The sequence below is a fragment of the Mycoplasma sp. 6243 genome, from assembly GCF_051200785.1.
Taxonomy (GTDB): Bacteria; Bacillota_I; Bacilli_A; order Mycoplasmatales; family Metamycoplasmataceae; genus Mycoplasmopsis.
The window spans coordinates 496145-512587 of record NZ_CP195154.1 but is presented as its reverse complement, the minus strand read 5'-3'; the positions used below and the strand labels follow the sequence as shown (position 1 = coordinate 512587).

Annotated in this window: 16 protein-coding genes; 7 read left to right on the top strand and 9 right to left on the bottom strand. The window is 27.4% G+C overall.

Annotation, left to right across the window (positions count from 1 at the left end; translation table 4 throughout):
* Window positions 1-66: 66 nt before the first annotated feature.
* Genes ACR82Z_RS02210 through ACR82Z_RS02180 form a run of 7 tightly spaced genes read left to right on the top strand, consistent with a single transcriptional unit; the run spans window position 67 to window position 10343 of the window.
* Entirely contained in the window at window positions 67-2613 is a 2547-nt protein-coding gene (locus ACR82Z_RS02210; RefSeq protein ID WP_435130545.1) for a P68 family surface lipoprotein, read from the top strand.
* A gap of 51 nt (window positions 2614-2664) precedes the next feature.
* Window positions 2665-4038: a thermonuclease family protein gene (locus ACR82Z_RS02205; protein WP_435130543.1), complete on the top strand. Its 1374-nt coding sequence runs from the start codon at window positions 2665-2667 to the stop codon at window positions 4036-4038.
* A gap of 12 nt (window positions 4039-4050) precedes the next feature.
* Complete coding sequence (locus ACR82Z_RS02200; RefSeq protein ID WP_435130541.1) at window positions 4051-6135, top strand: ATP-binding cassette domain-containing protein; 2085 nt, start codon at window positions 4051-4053, stop codon at window positions 6133-6135.
* The gene (locus ACR82Z_RS02195; RefSeq protein ID WP_435130539.1) at window positions 6116-7153 is read left to right on the top strand and encodes a carbohydrate ABC transporter permease; all 1038 of its coding nucleotides are present in this window, start codon (window positions 6116-6118) and stop codon (window positions 7151-7153) included. The genes ACR82Z_RS02200 and ACR82Z_RS02195 overlap by 20 nt, the downstream gene beginning before the upstream one ends.
* Complete coding sequence (locus tag ACR82Z_RS02190; protein ID WP_435130537.1) at window positions 7110-8138, top strand: carbohydrate ABC transporter permease; 1029 nt, start codon at window positions 7110-7112, stop codon at window positions 8136-8138. Before ACR82Z_RS02195 ends, ACR82Z_RS02190 begins: the two co-directional genes overlap by 44 nt.
* 2 nt (window positions 8139-8140) lie before the next feature.
* The gene (locus ACR82Z_RS02185) at window positions 8141-8416 is read left to right on the top strand and encodes a hypothetical protein (RefSeq protein ID WP_435130535.1); all 276 of its coding nucleotides are present in this window, start codon (window positions 8141-8143) and stop codon (window positions 8414-8416) included.
* A 1-nt stretch (window position 8417) separates the two neighbouring features.
* Window positions 8418-10343, top strand: a complete 1926-nt coding sequence (locus ACR82Z_RS02180) for a hypothetical protein (protein WP_435130534.1) — start codon at window positions 8418-8420, stop codon at window positions 10341-10343.
* Between the two features lie 138 nt (window positions 10344-10481).
* On the opposite strand, the gene ACR82Z_RS02175 is transcribed toward ACR82Z_RS02180, so the two are convergent.
* The 9 genes from ACR82Z_RS02175 to ACR82Z_RS02135 all read right to left on the bottom strand — a co-directional run bounded on the left by ACR82Z_RS02175 (window position 10482) and on the right by ACR82Z_RS02135 (window position 16408).
* A complete protein-coding gene (locus ACR82Z_RS02175; RefSeq protein WP_435130532.1) occupies window positions 10482-10910 on the bottom strand; it encodes a hypothetical protein in 429 nt (142 codons plus the stop codon).
* A gap of 150 nt (window positions 10911-11060) precedes the next feature.
* Window positions 11061-12020, bottom strand: coding sequence for an Mbov_0400 family ICE element protein (locus tag ACR82Z_RS02170; RefSeq protein ID WP_435130530.1), 960 nt, complete (start codon window positions 12018-12020; stop codon window positions 11061-11063).
* Window positions 12021-12148: 128 nt separating this feature from the next.
* Entirely contained in the window at window positions 12149-12325 is a 177-nt protein-coding gene (locus ACR82Z_RS02165; protein ID WP_435130529.1) for a hypothetical protein, read from the bottom strand.
* Window positions 12325-13284, bottom strand: coding sequence for a hypothetical protein (locus ACR82Z_RS02160; protein ID WP_435130527.1), 960 nt, complete (start codon window positions 13282-13284; stop codon window positions 12325-12327). The genes ACR82Z_RS02165 and ACR82Z_RS02160 overlap by 1 nt, the downstream gene beginning before the upstream one ends.
* Window positions 13285-14316: an Eco57I restriction-modification methylase domain-containing protein gene (locus ACR82Z_RS02155; RefSeq protein ID WP_435130526.1), complete on the bottom strand. Its 1032-nt coding sequence runs from the start codon at window positions 14314-14316 to the stop codon at window positions 13285-13287. It lies immediately after the preceding gene.
* 117 nt (window positions 14317-14433) lie between these two features.
* Window positions 14434-14868: a hypothetical protein gene (locus ACR82Z_RS02150; protein WP_435130524.1), complete on the bottom strand. Its 435-nt coding sequence runs from the start codon at window positions 14866-14868 to the stop codon at window positions 14434-14436.
* Entirely contained in the window at window positions 14853-15026 is a 174-nt protein-coding gene (locus ACR82Z_RS02145; protein ID WP_435130522.1) for a hypothetical protein, read from the bottom strand. Before ACR82Z_RS02145 ends, ACR82Z_RS02150 begins: the two co-directional genes overlap by 16 nt.
* Before the next feature lie 30 nt (window positions 15027-15056).
* Window positions 15057-15239: a hypothetical protein gene (locus ACR82Z_RS02140; protein ID WP_435130520.1), complete on the bottom strand. Its 183-nt coding sequence runs from the start codon at window positions 15237-15239 to the stop codon at window positions 15057-15059.
* Window positions 15209-16408 carry a DNA cytosine methyltransferase gene (locus ACR82Z_RS02135; RefSeq protein WP_435130518.1) on the bottom strand — a complete coding sequence of 400 codons (1200 nt, stop codon included), beginning with the start codon at window positions 16406-16408 and terminating at the stop codon, window positions 15209-15211. Before ACR82Z_RS02135 ends, ACR82Z_RS02140 begins: the two co-directional genes overlap by 31 nt.
* Window positions 16409-16443: the final 35 nt, after the last annotated feature.

The following is a 16443-nucleotide window of genomic DNA, read 5'->3' as shown; positions in this document are numbered from 1 at the left end:
ATTTATACAGAAATAAAATTTCTGCTCTATATAACATAAATAAATAATTTAGGAGATATACATAATATGTCAAAGAAGTTTAAAAAATATTTACTGACTTTATCAGGTTTAGCAGGTAGTGCCACAGTAACACTGGCCGCTGCATGTGGAGGTGGTAAATCTTCAAGTGGTGAAGGAAATAATACTGGTGGTGGTAGTGCGACTACACCAGGGAATCCAGGTAACCCAGGTTCATTAGTTATCAAAAGCGACTTAGAAACTGCGACACAAGAAGATCGGATTCAAAATGCTCAAAATGATAAAAACAATAGAAGTCATGGTCAAAAAGAAAAGAAAGATTCCAACGGGAATAGATATATTAAATTAGGAATTACCTTTTCTCAAAGTGGTGTTCAAGGTAATACAATTAGAGCTATTGTTGATGTATATAATGATTTAGTTAGCAATTATCAAAAATTCATAAATGATAATCAAAATGCAACCGACGAACAAAAAGAAGCAAAACTAAATGAATTAGGAATCTCTGCTGCTGCTGAAATAGTTAGGGTAGATAACTATGGAAACAGTTATCCAGACGGGGTGCAAAATGTTGGAAAACAAATTGCAGCTATACACGGATTAAAAAAAGAAGAACAACAAGATTATTATAATTTATTAATCGGTTATCCTGTAATTGCTTCAGTTTTAAATAGCAATGGAGAAAATTTATTATTAAATTTCAATTCACAAGATAAATCTTTAAATACTGATTTAGATGATTTTGCTAAAAGTTTCGTTAATGCAAACTATACAACTGAAAATATTACCAAACCAGGAACATACATTCTTCCATTATTCAAAAGTTCAAATGTTTTATCAATTAATGCACCTGTTTTAGGATACTTTTTAAATGAAATGAAAGCTAAAGGTGTAAAAATTAGTAATGAATTCAATGATATTATTGATAAATCACATGCTGATCACAATAGCGTTACAGCAATTTGAGGAGCTCCTGTTGCCAATGCACAAGATATCCTGAAAAATGCAGGATATTTAGATCCAAATAAAACTATAACTAAGGATGATTTATTCGGAACATATACAGGAATTATTAATTTCTCAAAAACTATGCAAAGTTTATTTACAAACTCAGCAAAGACAAATGATACATCATTACATGTTTTCGGAATCGATGATATGGTTGGAGTTTATGATTCAGCATTATTTTCTAGCTTAGGTGCTGATTACTCAAAAATGATTTCAACAGCGATTCGTCAAAATGATAAAACCGTAATTCAATATAACGCTTTAAAAAGCAAAGGTAGTGATGCATATACTGTATCACAACAAATTTGAGATAAATTTACTGAGGGATTTGAAACCAAAGCAATTTATGGTTTTCCGGGCGGACAATATTCATCAACTGATCAAATTAAACATAAAATCGCATTTTCAATCGGTTCAACTGCAGGATATTCAAAAAATTATAAAGATATTAAAAATGATGGTGCAACTGAAATTGATGATAAAAGTGGTAACTTCTCATTTGAACCATCAAAATCTAACACATTTACTTTTATCCAAAATCCTACATTTAAGAAAAATAGAGATGGAAGTACATCTGCAATTGAAGAATTATATAATAAATACAAATCAAATATTCTAGCTGTTTATGGTGATTTTAAAAATTTTGTATGATCTTCTATTCCAAAAGATGATAAAGGTAATGATATTTCAATTGGAAAATATGATTTACTTCCTGCTGATGATGCAAATAAAACTAAAATTGAAAATCTTAAAACAAGTGCTAAAAACTTAGGTTATATTGTTTCATTAAAAGATAATCCAAAAAACACTAATTTTATCAAAAAAGCTAAAGATATGTTAAAAGATAAAACAGATTCTAAAGTTGAAATTATTGATATGAAAAATTCATCAGGTGATTCATTTGCATTCGTGATATTAAAAGATGTTCTAAAAACGGATACAACAGAATATAAAGATTATGAAAAAAATATTGATGATACAGACAATAAATTTACTAATGCTTTAAATGAAGTTGGATTGCACAAACGTAAATTAAATGCTACTGATGTTCTTTCCGAAGATGAATTATTTGCTCTACCAACACCTAAAAAATGATCTGCAAAGTCAACCGATAAAAATGTTTTATACCTTCAAGGACCTTCATTGATGGGTGTTAAATCAAATGATATTGATGAAGATGCAACTCGTGCTTTTGTAAAATGATTGATTACTACTACAAAAACCTTTGACTTTAAAGTTGATAAAAATACTATTACAAACACACCTTTAAGAACCTTAGAACAAGGAATGTCTTATATTTCAGGAACAAATGACTTAGTTAATTTAGATCCTGATAAATTTGCTAAAACTAAGAGTGGTACAAATAAATATCTTCAAGTTGTGTTAGCGGAAGCAAAAGAAGCAATTAATAAACCAGATGAAATCCATACATTTGAAGAACCTGCTGGAACATTCTCTGATACATTTAGAGAACAAATCAAAAATGCATGAAAACAAACCATTGATCAATACAATTTCAATAATCCAAGTCAAGAAAAATTCAATTTCACCAAATTTGTTGATGCTATCACAATCGGAGTAAGTTAATGTTATAAATATAATTTGCTTAGGCAAATTATATTTTAATGAAAGGAAAATATGTCTAAGTTTACTAAATTAATAAAAGTGATTGCTTTACCAACTTTATCAGCATGTAGTTTAGTTGCTGCAGTAGCTTGTTCTAAATATGATCCTGCTAATGACGAAAAACTCCCTATACTTGAATATAAAGTTGATGCTTCTGTTTCAAAATATCCACTTATTTTTACAGAAGATAAAAAAGACTATCATTATAACATCACAACCACACCAGAAGTTCTAAACAATACATTAAAAAGAACTTCATTTTATAATGATATTGATAAGATTAAAGAAAAAATCGCATCATCAATACAAAATCAATTTAAACAACAAATCCATTTGACTTTTTTACAACCACAAAAAGCTGTATTAAGAATCGATGATGCTAAGAGTAGTTATCCAAAACTAGTTCGTATGAAGTTTTTTGATAAATATGTTGTATTTAAGTTTTTATATGCTAGTGTATCACTTGATTTAGATGACAAACTGAAAGAACCTGGACAAAATAATCCTCTATCGCAATGAGATTCTAAAAGCATAAAAGACAAAATAACCTTAGGATATCAAATGTTTTATCAAAATCATCCTGTTGATTGAGTATCTGTAGTTAATATTGAAAAACCATTTAGTTTTGATGTCCCTATTAAGGATATGAAAGTTGATACAGATGAAAAAAACTTTGTCCCATTAGGAATTGATTTTAATCAAGAACGCTTTAAAAATAAAATATTACGTGCTAAACTTGTTTCTGATTCAGATGGTGATACATTTACCATTGAGCCACTAGAAGCTAAAATAATAGGTAATGCTGAATTTAAAAAAGGCGAGCAATATAAAATAAGATTACGTGGAATTGATACCCCTGAAAAAGGAATAGGTGGTGGAAAAAATTATAAAACTGCTAGTCCTTTTGAATCACATTTTGCTTATAAGTCAACTGAATTTGCTGAAAAAATTTTCAATAAATATAAAGATGATGTTTTAGTTGTCTTTCCAAGCGGAAAAGATACATATGGTAGAAATGTAGCAGATATTATCTTTGGTAGCAATGATTCAAGTCAACCTATAAATGATTATAGTAAATATAAATATAGTTATGGTGTTGAAATTATTCGTGCTGGTTTAACCCTTCCACTTTCTGAAGCGGCTTGAAGTGTGGATTTTAAACAAGCAAAAACAGATGACTTTATATATAATATTTATCCAAAGATGGCACAAGCAGCTGACCAAGCTGTAGCAGAACAAAATGGATTCTTTAAATATTTTGACACCCCTGATCAAGTTTCATTATATGTATATTTAAGCAAACGACCTAATTCATATGCTCCATTTTATTCCAGTGAACCTGGTGATGCATCTAATAAAGTTAAAACATATACTAATCAAAAATAACGAAAGGAATTTATGTTATTACTGAAGAAGTTAATTCATAAACTTAAAACTCAGTCTATTAATATCACCGATTCAGATTTAATGAAAATTCAAAAATACCGAGATGAATTTCGAGAAAAAAACCTAGATTCAGTTCCTGCAATTGAATTAAAAAACTTAAATATCGACTTTGGTGAAACCTTAGCTGTTGATAATGTTAGTTTTAAAATCCCAGATGGTAAATTAGTAACTTTATTAGGTCCATCTGGTTCTGGAAAAACTACTACATTAAATGCTATTGCTGGTTTATTAACAGTAACATCAGGAAAAATTTTATTTAAAGGAAAAGATGTTACCGATTTTACTCCACAACGTCGCAAAATCGGATTTGTGTTTCAAAACTATGCTTTATATCCACATTTAAGTGTTTATGCTAACATTGCTTTTCCATTAAAAAATGATTATGATTGACAGTTTCGTACAATGTTAAAAAAGCAACAAGCACAAAATGAAATTAGAATTTTATATCTAAATGCGCTTGGTGCAAGTAAAAATGAAACAAATTCATTAAGACAAGCTTTTGATGACTGATTACTTTTATCTTATAATTTACAGCACAAATTCAACGAAGCATATGCTCGTATGATTGAAAATCTTGAAAAAGCTCATACTGATTATAAACTTGCCGTTTCACATGAAACATCTGAAATTTCCCTTTTAACTAAAAATGTCTTGAAAACTAATAAGCAAGTGGATCTTGATACTAAAACTAAAAAACAAGAAATTAAAGACAAATACCTATCTCAAAAAAGTAACAACTTATTAGAAGACCTTAAAAAAGCCGAAATTTTAGCTAATATGGATCTTAAACTGCTACATTTTAAACCATTAAAACCTGAAGACATCCCATCTCATTTAGAATTACTACAGCAAGCAGTTGCAAATTTAGTTTCTGAAAACCTTGACCATCTAGAATTAAATGAGCGATTAAAAATTGTTTCAGTAGAAAAAAAATTATTGCATTTAATCACTCGCTATAAATATATTTTAAAACGTAAAGAAATATATGCTAAATATGCCGAGGAAAAAGCAAAAACCAAAGAAATTTATTTAGCTGCAAAAAGAGAATATAAGTTAGCAAAATCCGAAGATCTTAGTTTTAAACAACTTAAAGATGATAGCGAAAGATTACCATATGTTGCTCAAAAACACTTCATTAACCAAGTTAAGGAGTTAAGCAAAAGATATGATTTAGACAATAAAATAAAACAAGAACGCAAGAAAATTATTCCCCACATTCTAAATGAAAGCGATCGCCAAAAAGTAAAAGAATTAACAAAAAATGTAATCTCTCTACGTAAAGCAATTCATAATGAAGTTATGGAAGTAGCAAAACGTGTTGAAATAGTTCCTATTTTACAAAAAAAACCGACTCGTTTATCTGGAGGTCAACAACAACGTGTTTCAATTGCTCGTGCAATTGTTAAAAAACCTGAAATATTATTAATGGATGAACCTCTTTCTAACCTTGATGCAAAACTACGGATTTCAACCCGTCAGTGAATTCGGGAAATTCAACAATCGCTCGGAATTACTACTGTATTTGTTACCCACGATCAAGAGGAAGCAATGTCAATTTCAGATATTATTGTTTGTATGTCAACTGCAAAAGTGCAACAATTCGGAACACCGATGCAGTTATATAATAAACCTAAAAACCAATTCGTGGCCCGTTTTTTAGGGATGCCTGAAATGGGATTATTCCCTTCAGAATATAAGGATAACAGAGTATATGTTGCTGGTAAATTGCTTGAAAATGTACTTATAAAAAATGTGTCAAATCCAAGTTTAAACATCGGGGTTCGTTCAGAAGACTTTATTATTAAAAACAACGAAGAAGCGATGTTTAAAGGTAAAGTTATCGTGCAAGAGAACTTTGGAAAAGAAAGTAAATTAATAGTTGAAGTTAACAACATCGGAAGAATTAACTTTTTATTAGATAATGATTTAGAATATCGAATCGGGGATAATATTTATTTTGATTTACCTATTTCAAAATTGCATATCTTTGATGCAGTTTCCGAAGAAAGATTAGAATATGAAATATCTAATTCGTAAGTTGCACTCTTTTATCTCGATTCATATGGGGTTTTTACTTAATTGGTCACTAAAAAAACAATCACAAAAGAAAGTCGTTTTATCGCATTCAATTTTAGAACGTCGTACCCCTTTATATATCCCATTACTTTTACTACTCCCTGGATTTTTACTCATTTTAATGTTTACATTAGTTCCAATGGGAATTAATATTTATCAATCTTTTACAACCGAAAGCGGTGAAGGAACATGAAAAAATTATGAATATGTGTTTAAAGATGCACGTTTTGCTACTGGGGTAAGAAACTCATTTATATATGGTTTAGTTGTGCTACCATTTGTGATGTCCTTTTCACTAATTATTTCTTCAATCATTGCAAAACTACATCGTAAATATGCACGTGGAATATGACAAACTGTATTCTTTATGCCTTATATCACTAATGCTGTTGCAGTTTCACTGGTATTTATCCAATTCTTTGCTCCAGCAGGGATATTAAATAAAATTACCGGTTCCACTCGTGCCTGATTAAACACATCCGATCCATATACATTCAATGCATTGATTGCAATGTTTATTAACGGGATTTGAGGTGGATTAGCATTTAACATCCTTATATTTACCACAGCAATGCTCGGAGTAGATAAAAACCTTTATAAATCTGCTTCTATCGATGGATGCGGTGGAATCAAACAATTCTTTAGCATTACTTTACCATCAATTAAAGGAACCATTAACTTTATAATCACATTAGGTATCATCGGAGGTTTAAAAGTTTTTCCGCTTGCTTTATTCAATAATAACCCAACCGATGCCTTTTCATACGGTGGTGGAACCTTAATGTTATATGTATATTTAATGACTAAAAGCGCGCAATTTCATAATGCAGGTGCTGCAGCTATCTTGTTATTTATCATAGGTGTAAGTTTTTCATCTATTATTCGTGGAGGATTTTTTATGGTGCAATTATCATTAAATAATTTAGGAGAAAGAAATGTTTGAGTTAAAGTTAAAAATTCAACAACTTCTAATACATAGAAAAATCCGTCGCAACCAAGAAAAAGTTACCACCCAAGTAATCGACAGCAATCCTGCATCAGCAATTTTTTTATCGGTTTTAAAGTTATTAGTGTTATGTTTTTTTGGTGTTCTAATATTATTCCCATTTTTCTTTATGATTTCAATTTCATTAATGACCGATGATGAAGTAGCAAACCTAAGTACTAATTTTCGATTTGTTTCTGATTTTACCGAAGGAAATACATATTATCAAGGAACCAAAGGTATTGGTGATACTGTTGCTTGGTCAAAAGTTGTTGCCAATACCTACCATCGTGCATTAGCAACTGGTTATTGAAATTCATTAGGTTTTACTGCATTAAATGTTATTATATCAGTTGTTTTAAAAGTATTTATTACCTTTTTAATGGGATATGCTTTTGCTCTTAAAAAGTGACATGGAAAAGGTTTGGTTTGATTCTTAGCACTTGCTTTATTGGTGCTCCCTGAAGTTGCCTTATTATCTGGACAATATATCGTGGTGTTTCGTACTAATATGCGGGCTAATTATACTGGTTTATTATTTGCTATTGCACTTCCTTTTGTATCTAGCATCTTTAATACCGTTATGTATAAAAACTCATTTGAAGCAATTCCAGGACGCATTAAAGAAGTATCATTAATTGATGGAGCAGGTGGGATAAAATATATGTTTAAAATTGCCTTTCCGATGGTAATGCCTACTACTTTAACTATTGTTATCTTAACCTCTCTTGCTTCTTGAAATGCTTACTTGTGACCATCAATTTTAGTTTCGGATCGTAATTCATTACAACTGCTATCAGTTTGATTATTTAATGCTGGTATGGACTTTAGTGATGATAACAGTGCTGGTGTTCCGCTCCAAAATATTAAAATGGCAGCTGCTATCTTTGTAATCTTGCCAATGTTTATTATTTATTTATTACTTAGAAAAAGAATTATGAATGCAATCAGCAGACAAGGTTCAACTATTAAAGGATAAAAATGAGAACATATAAACGCAGAATTATTATTTGAACAATTATTGCTGCATTGGCCTTGATGGCAATCATCGGATTATCAATCTTTATCCACCAATTAGGTTATACCATTGAATTAAACAAAAAAGTTGAACTTGATCGGAGCATCATCAATGCATTTCAGTTTTCTAAAGCATATTCTATAGGAGGTTTAGCATTTTCTTGTGTGGTATTTATCATCGGTGTAATTATTTCATATGCTGGTTTTAAATCTTGAAAATACTCAGAAATGTTTAGTTAATATGAACAAAAAAATTAAATATCTCCTTTTTACAACCTTATCTTCATGTGTCGTTCCTTTATCAGCCGTGTCCTGTTTATACCAAGGTGATAAAACAATTCAGTATGCTAAGGATTGAGTCCAACAAAACGGATTTAATATCAAACAAAGAGTTGCTGATAAAAATATTCCTGCATTAGTAAAATTTGAAAATAATTTATATACAGCAAACTGACTAGCATATACATATTCAGATGTAGACATCAGATATCAAAATTTAAATGTCTCTATTAATAACTCGTTTTTAAAAACAAGCCTACCAACAATTATTACAACAGCAGGTAAAGGTGTTGCATTTAACCAAGATAATATCAACTTTTTAGCAAATAGTATCCTTTTGATGCAATACAACTTTGATCAATATAATAAAAAACATAAATACCAACGACAAGGACAAGACTTAATTAATTCAAATATCATTTTATTAAATGATATTCGCACAAAACAAAAACAAATCTTAGAGAAACTAGATGCATATCATAAAATCAACGGAAAACGTTCTGTTGCACAAATATTAGTCCACAAATATGGAACAAACGAAGCAGGGGATGATATCGATTTAGAAAAACAAATTTTAACTTTATATCAAGCATTAAGCAAAATTGAATATTATCAAATTGATGATTTTAATAAAGTTATTACCGAAGATAAAGTTAAAAGCATTGTATATAACTTCATCAAAGATACTCCATTAGCAGTTGGGATAAATTATGTCGATTATGCTAACAAGGAACAAATAGAAGCATTTAAACCTGTGAATAAACTTTTAACTTATAATAATGCTGACATTTCATTTAAAATTGATTTTGCAAATAACATCCGTGGAAACACCATTGATACTAATTTAGTTAATTTAACTCTACAAAAAAATAAGATTCTTGATTCAAAAATTGATTATACTAAAATAGATGCTAAAAATACTTTAAAAAACATTTGAAATGTGTTTTATAAATTATATCCTAATTATCGCATTGAAACTGATGAATCACTTCCTGCAAACTTGGAAGATGAAATTCACGGAATTACTCGTGGATTTGGTCCTACTTACTTAATTTTTGGAATTTCACCATCTGCAACATCCGATACAAAAGAAAATAAAAACGATGAATATAAAGTCTTTACTGAAAAACTCAGTGAATCAGAACAAAGTGAATTTTTATCAAAACCAAAAGAATTTATCCAAAATCACATCGATATGCTTTATTATAAAACTTATCATTCATACATTAATACCTTACCCGAAACTCTTGAAACAATTAAAAAAACGCAAGAGAATATTGAAAAACTACAACAAGAAATCAAACAACTTCAAAATGATAATGACACAAAGAAGTTGGATGAAAAAATTTCTGCTTTAAAAGCTGCAGAATTGTTTGTAAAAAATACCAATAAAAAAGTTGATGTTTATAAAATTGTTATAGATTATTTTGAAAAAACTCTGCCGGCTGTTAAAAAAGCATCTGAAGCATTGCGAAATCCTGATCTTAATGCTACTACAAAGGCACAAGCGACAAAAACTATTAATGACTTTTTAAACTTTGAAGTTGTTAAATTTGATTTGGATAATATTTACAAACTAATCGATAAAAGTTTTGCAGAATCTAAAACATCACAATATTCATTAGCTGATTTATTCGCTAAACTCTTATTTTTAAATAAAATATATAAAACTCAATCTGTTTTAGGATATAAAATAAATACAGATTCTAAGAAACTTACATACTGAGTAGAATTTTATAATCAAGAAGATAAAAAATGATATTTATTCGATGTATATGGATACTATAAAGCCATCAAAAAAGATAAAAACTCAAATATTGATACATTTATCTTTGATAAATTAGATAATCATTTTGAAAAACTACCAAATTCTAATTCAGAGTTATAAAAGTTGTCTATACACTTTGTGTAGACAACTTTTTATACCCACAAAATAGTGCCTATAAAGCCATATTATGTTCTTTATGGTTAGTGACTTTATTATTTTGTTAAACAGTATACATTTATCTGCTAAAACATATCACACTTACATCACATTCTCTTTTACATCTGATTTTTCATCACTATATAACTCTTTTAATTCATTAAATTGATTGAAAACATTTTTATATGTATAATCAAAGTATTGGCTATATATACCATTTTCTTTTAAATCTAAATTCATTTGATATACTTTTTCTTCTAGTAAATGATATCTTATCTCTTGCATCTGATTGGCTGATAATTTTGGGTCCAAATATGAATATACATTGATATCTACTTGTAAACCTAGTTTGATTTGTTCTTGTTGCTGCTCATTAAATAAATGTAGCTGTGAATTTATTTCATCTGCCTTAGCAACCTTATGCTTGATGTTTACAATTTCTCTGTGACTACTGCTCTCAGATGTAATGTGTTTTCGTTTGTGAACTTCATCCAAAATCGCATCAAAATATGGTATATTCAACTCGTTCATATATTCACTATCTAGTCCTTTTTCTTTTACATCATCGCTAATAACCTTCTTTTATCTTCGAGTAATGTATTTCTAATTTGTTGCATTTGATAATATGATAATTTTGAATCTAGGTATAATTCACATCCAACGATAACTCTAGTCCTTTTCTTATCTCTGCATTTGTTTTCAATCGTATTTTGGATCTATATATAAATATACCTTATCTGATATATAATCTTTTTGTAAACCAAGTCTTATCTGTTGCATTTGAAAACCATTAAAAATATTTTTTGTATATTTTTTAACATCTAAATTTGCTTTTAAACCTAAATATATTTGTTCAAGTTGGCTTGAATAATATTTATTAAAATCAAATTTATTATCTGTAATAAAACTTGAAAATTCACTTGAAATCTTATTTTTATATTCATTAAAAAAATTAATTTCATTATGAATATCAGTTAATTCTAAATCACAACCTTTTGATAGTTCCTTAAGTTCAAACAGAATATCATAATTGTTGTTACGATAATTTATAATTTCATTATATAACTCTTGTTTTTGTATAATTTGTTCAACTGAAATATTACTTTTTGATTTATATGCATTTAATTCCATATCAAGAAAATTTTGATGGCTATAAAGTGTTCTTGATTTAACTTCTTCATCATAAAAATATATCTGACTTATCGAAACAAACGGAGGATTATTTTTTAAATTACGATATAACTGTGAATAAATTTCATCAATATCATCTATATTAAAATATTCAGTATCTAAAAATAAGACAGAATCCTTTTCAAAAACCTTGTATAAATCTTCCTTTGCAATATTTAATTTATAAATTTGTGTTGTATCTATATAACTGTCATTATATAGCAATCCATTGCCTGACTTTTTAATTAAAACTTCATATTCATACGGTTTTCTTTGGATTTGTTTTTTATTATATGCACTTCTAGATTTAAGATAGTAAAATGAACCTGTTAGATCGCTGTAAAAGAAAATAACAGGATGTATTCCATAATCTTCTTCAAACCTATCAAATGTAATAGGTTTTTTCGGTAGTATTGGTTTCATATTATATCCGTTTGTTAATTTGTATTCAAAATTTTGTTTTTGTGTCATATTTTCCTTAATTTAATTAAATATCCTTTGTTTATTTATCCTAATTTCTTCCTTATATTGATTATCATTTCCAAATTGTGAATATATTAAATCAATTTTTTCTATAATTATGAAAAAATCTTTGTTTTCTATATCTCGAACTCTTCTGTATTTAACCCGCATCTCAATACATTAATAAATTTACTAAATGAATAGTTTTCATTTCCAGATTCGATATCACTTTTAATTGTAAATGTCTTAGCGACTAATGCTAAATATTGAAAATTTACATCAATATAATGTGTGCTATTATTTGGATGTGCCATTAAGAAATGTTGATTGGTGTTAGTGCAATTAAATTTTCTAAATAATCTGCTATTTGTGGAAATTTAGACTGCGGAAAGATATGATGCACTTGTGTTGCATCGTTATTATCTGTTAATCCTATAATTTCACTTTTATTATTATATTTTTGATTCAACATTTTTATTGCTTTTTTTGCTTTATCGATTAAGTATTTTCGATATGTTGTCTCATTAATTTTCTTATTTATAACTTGTACATAGTCATTTCTAGACATATTTTTAGGTTTCAAATCTCTAAAATTTGCTTTATTGTATGTTAAATCATCTAATGTAATAATATTTTTAGACAAATAACCTTTTTTAGTTCCTAAGGATTTATTTACAAATGAAAGTGGATTTATAATTTTAGTAAAAATTCTATAAATTTCTAATGTCCCCTTAATTTTTGTGTTTTCTTTATAAAAACTTGTTACATTTTCTTTTAAATATTTAAAAGTATATGAATTCGTGTTGTTTAAAAAATTCACAAAATAATGATATATATCAGTATCTTTTAAAACCTTTTTGATATACTCACATAAAAAGTTTAGAGCATTCATTGGTCTTAATGCAATATATTCTAAAATTTCTTTATTAGTTACCTTAAAGTGTCTTACATTATTTACTTTGTTTTGTTTTAAAACTCCTGCATATACAAGTAAATTAATAGGTTGACCAAAATATTTATCGTATTCTCTTGATGATTTATTCGATGGATTTGGTTTGGTAAATAGATTTGAAACATTTATAACTGTATATTCATTAAATCAAATGTCTTTTACTTTAAATGTATCCATTTTATTATTGATATATTCTAAAATACAATCAGAAACTATTGACAAAACATCATATGTACACTTTTGATCAATTCATCTAAAATTTTTTGAAATTCTTAAATCATAATTCTTATCATAGAAGAAATCGCTTAATAATTTATACATCTAATTCAACTCCTTGTTCTTCCCGAATCAAAAAACACTTGAAGAATCAATGTTTATTGAACGAGTTTGATAATTTCGTGCAATATGATAGAACTTTCTAAACTCATCAGTCGAAATATATTCTTTTTGTTTGTCATTTAACTTTAAATTATTCTTAGGTATTAATATTGCTACTGATCCGTTTGTTAGATAACCTTTTGGTTTTGATATTAGCCTAGGTTTATAAGTCATATTAGGTGTTAAATAAGCATTTTCATAATCAAGATATTTATAGACATCTAATTTTTTTGCAACAACATCCAGGATGTAAGAATCATAATTTTCTATTTCGCTGATACTTTTTCCACTATCATCAATGTTTTTAGACTTCAAGACTCTTATTGTATTTTGTTTGTTATTAATGAGTATTGAATTAGTAATTTGACGGTCTCTAAATACCTTAAAAATATCAAATTCCATTTTTTTATATACAAAATCAAAAAATTCATCACGATAAATAACTCAGTATGGCAATTCCTTAGAGAAAATATAGTCCCTGAATTGATAATTTTCTTGTTTTTTGGGTAATGATTTAATATAAATTCTATCTATAATACATTTTGAAATTGTTATATTAATAGTTTCGATTAAAATATCATCAAATCCTTTTTCGCCAAAATCTATAATTGATGAAATATTAAAATTAACTAATAAGTTACGTGTTTCTTGATATTCTGGTGTATTTAATAAATTTTTTGGCATTATCAATGAAATGTTATCGGCTTCTAATAAGGATTTTTCTAAAAATAATCCTGCTAAATTTTTTAAATTCACTGAATATTGATGTAAATTTTGATATTTCACTTTTTTAATTTTATTTATTTTGGTAAAGGGTGGATTTCCAATAATTAAATCAAATTTTTTATTGAATTTCAACATTAAATAATTATCATTTACATATTTAATCTTAAAGTTTTCGGGTATATTGTTTTTATAAAGAATTTTTAAAAGTTCTAACGATTCGTTATTTATATCAATAATTGTTAAGTTCACGATATTTTTTTTGATATTTTCTAAATAAAATAGGTAAAAAATTACCTGAACCAACTGCAGGTTCTAAAATATTAATTTCTTTCTTTGTAAATTCAGGTAATTGTAAATATATTTGCTCTAAAATAAGACATTATAAAAATTCTTGTGTATTTTAATAAAATCTAAGTTATATCCTATAAAAAAGGTAAGTAGTATATATAATAGCATCTTATCAGAAAAATTTAAAAATTTTTTTTGAAAAACCCGCAAAATAAAGCGAACAAAAGTAATCTTTTGTTCTTTTGCTTTATATTTTCCAGGTTTTTCAATACCAAATCGAAGTTTAACCAATATTTCTAAAAAACCATTTGTTGCTCTAAAACTTCTGTCAATATTTCAGTTATCAAAAATATGTGCTAAAAAGCAGTGATAAACTTTCCGTATTAGGAAAATGAAACTTTTCTTTTTAAAATCAATTTCATATTCGAGTTTAAGGATCTCGATTGGATTTGTTGTATAAATAGATTTACGCTTTTCAGGTGGAAAATCAAAAAATGTTAATAAATTTTGCATTTGCAAAAGATATGAGACTTCTTTTTGTAACCTTTTATGGTTCATTTTGATACAAAGTTTTCTAGTTCTTTTTGTGCTTCAGTTTTATTACTTCGTTTTGCAATCAACATAAAATCATTAGAAATTTCTTTACGATCAGAAACCCTTACTTTAGACACAATATTTCTTTGAATGTGTTTTTAAGGTCCCTAAAATAATTTGTGTGTATAAAATGCTGCATAATGATTGCGCTTACTATTAGATAATTCAATTATTCTAGATAAACTATTGAAATCATATTTGTGTTTGTTATCATTAATAAATTTAATTAAATTCTGATGGTTTATTAATTCATTTTTTTCTATAATTTGTTTAATTTGTTGTTTATTCAAACTTTTCTTCATCAAAAAAACTCTTTCTTAATATTCTTAGCGATTTGCTCAAAGATTACAGTAGGTACTGATTCTCCGATACAATGTCTTATATTCATTTCATTCTTTTTTGAAAAAGCAACTTTTTCATCATAAGATAACTTATTCAACTGTGACAGAGGAATATTAGTTCATTTAAAATCATTTGGTATAGTCATCATTTTCATTAACTCTCTAATAGAAAATACTCTATTTTGATTCGGATGAATTGTATTTTGACTTGCTAGTTGATCGTTTCTAGTATGAATACATGGAGCAACCTTATCAAAATTTTGTCTTTTATACTTATCACCATTTTTATTTTTATTTATTATTATTTTACCATTAATAATTTTATGTGGCTTATTTATATCTTCTAAATTATCAAATGCTGATTGTCCTGGTTTGATATTTTGTATCCATGATTGCATATGGTGTTTATAAGTTCGGAAGCTATGAAAAAAATCTTCGTTATCATATTCACCTCATTTTAATGATTTCATATCACCAATCACTTGATAGAGCGTTTTTTCACCCTGATATTTAGGAAAGATTTTCTCAACATCAATTTTATCAGTTAATTTCTTATGAACACCAATGACTAAGGTTCGTGTTCTTGATGAGTTGCTACCATAATTTTTGAAATTTATAATTTTATGTTGATATTCATAATCTTTACCTAAACTTTCTTTAATAGCTTCTGATATTGTAACGATTTTTTTGTTATATAAACACCCCGTCTTTCAAAAGGAAGCAACGTTTTCAAAAATAAAAAAATTTGGTTGAATATTGTTAATTAATTTTATACTTTCTACGATTAAACTATTTCGGTTTATATCATTGTTATTCTTTTTATGATTTGCAACACTCATCCCTTGACACGGAGGAGTAGCAATAATTACATCAACAACATCATTGCCAAGCAAATGTCATCTTTGTATCTCGTTATATAAATTATCATAATTTTCTTTGATATCACCTAATAAGTAACCGCTTTGATATTTACATTTATTATTTATTCGTTGTATATTTAAACGTTTATCAAGCAATTCGTTTGTAGCGATGCGTTCATATCCTTGCTTTTTAAACCCGAAACAACCAACTCCTGCTGATGAAAACAGTGTAATATAAGTTAATTTATTATCAATCATTTTACCCCTTTATTTTATTATATATAAATTTAAAA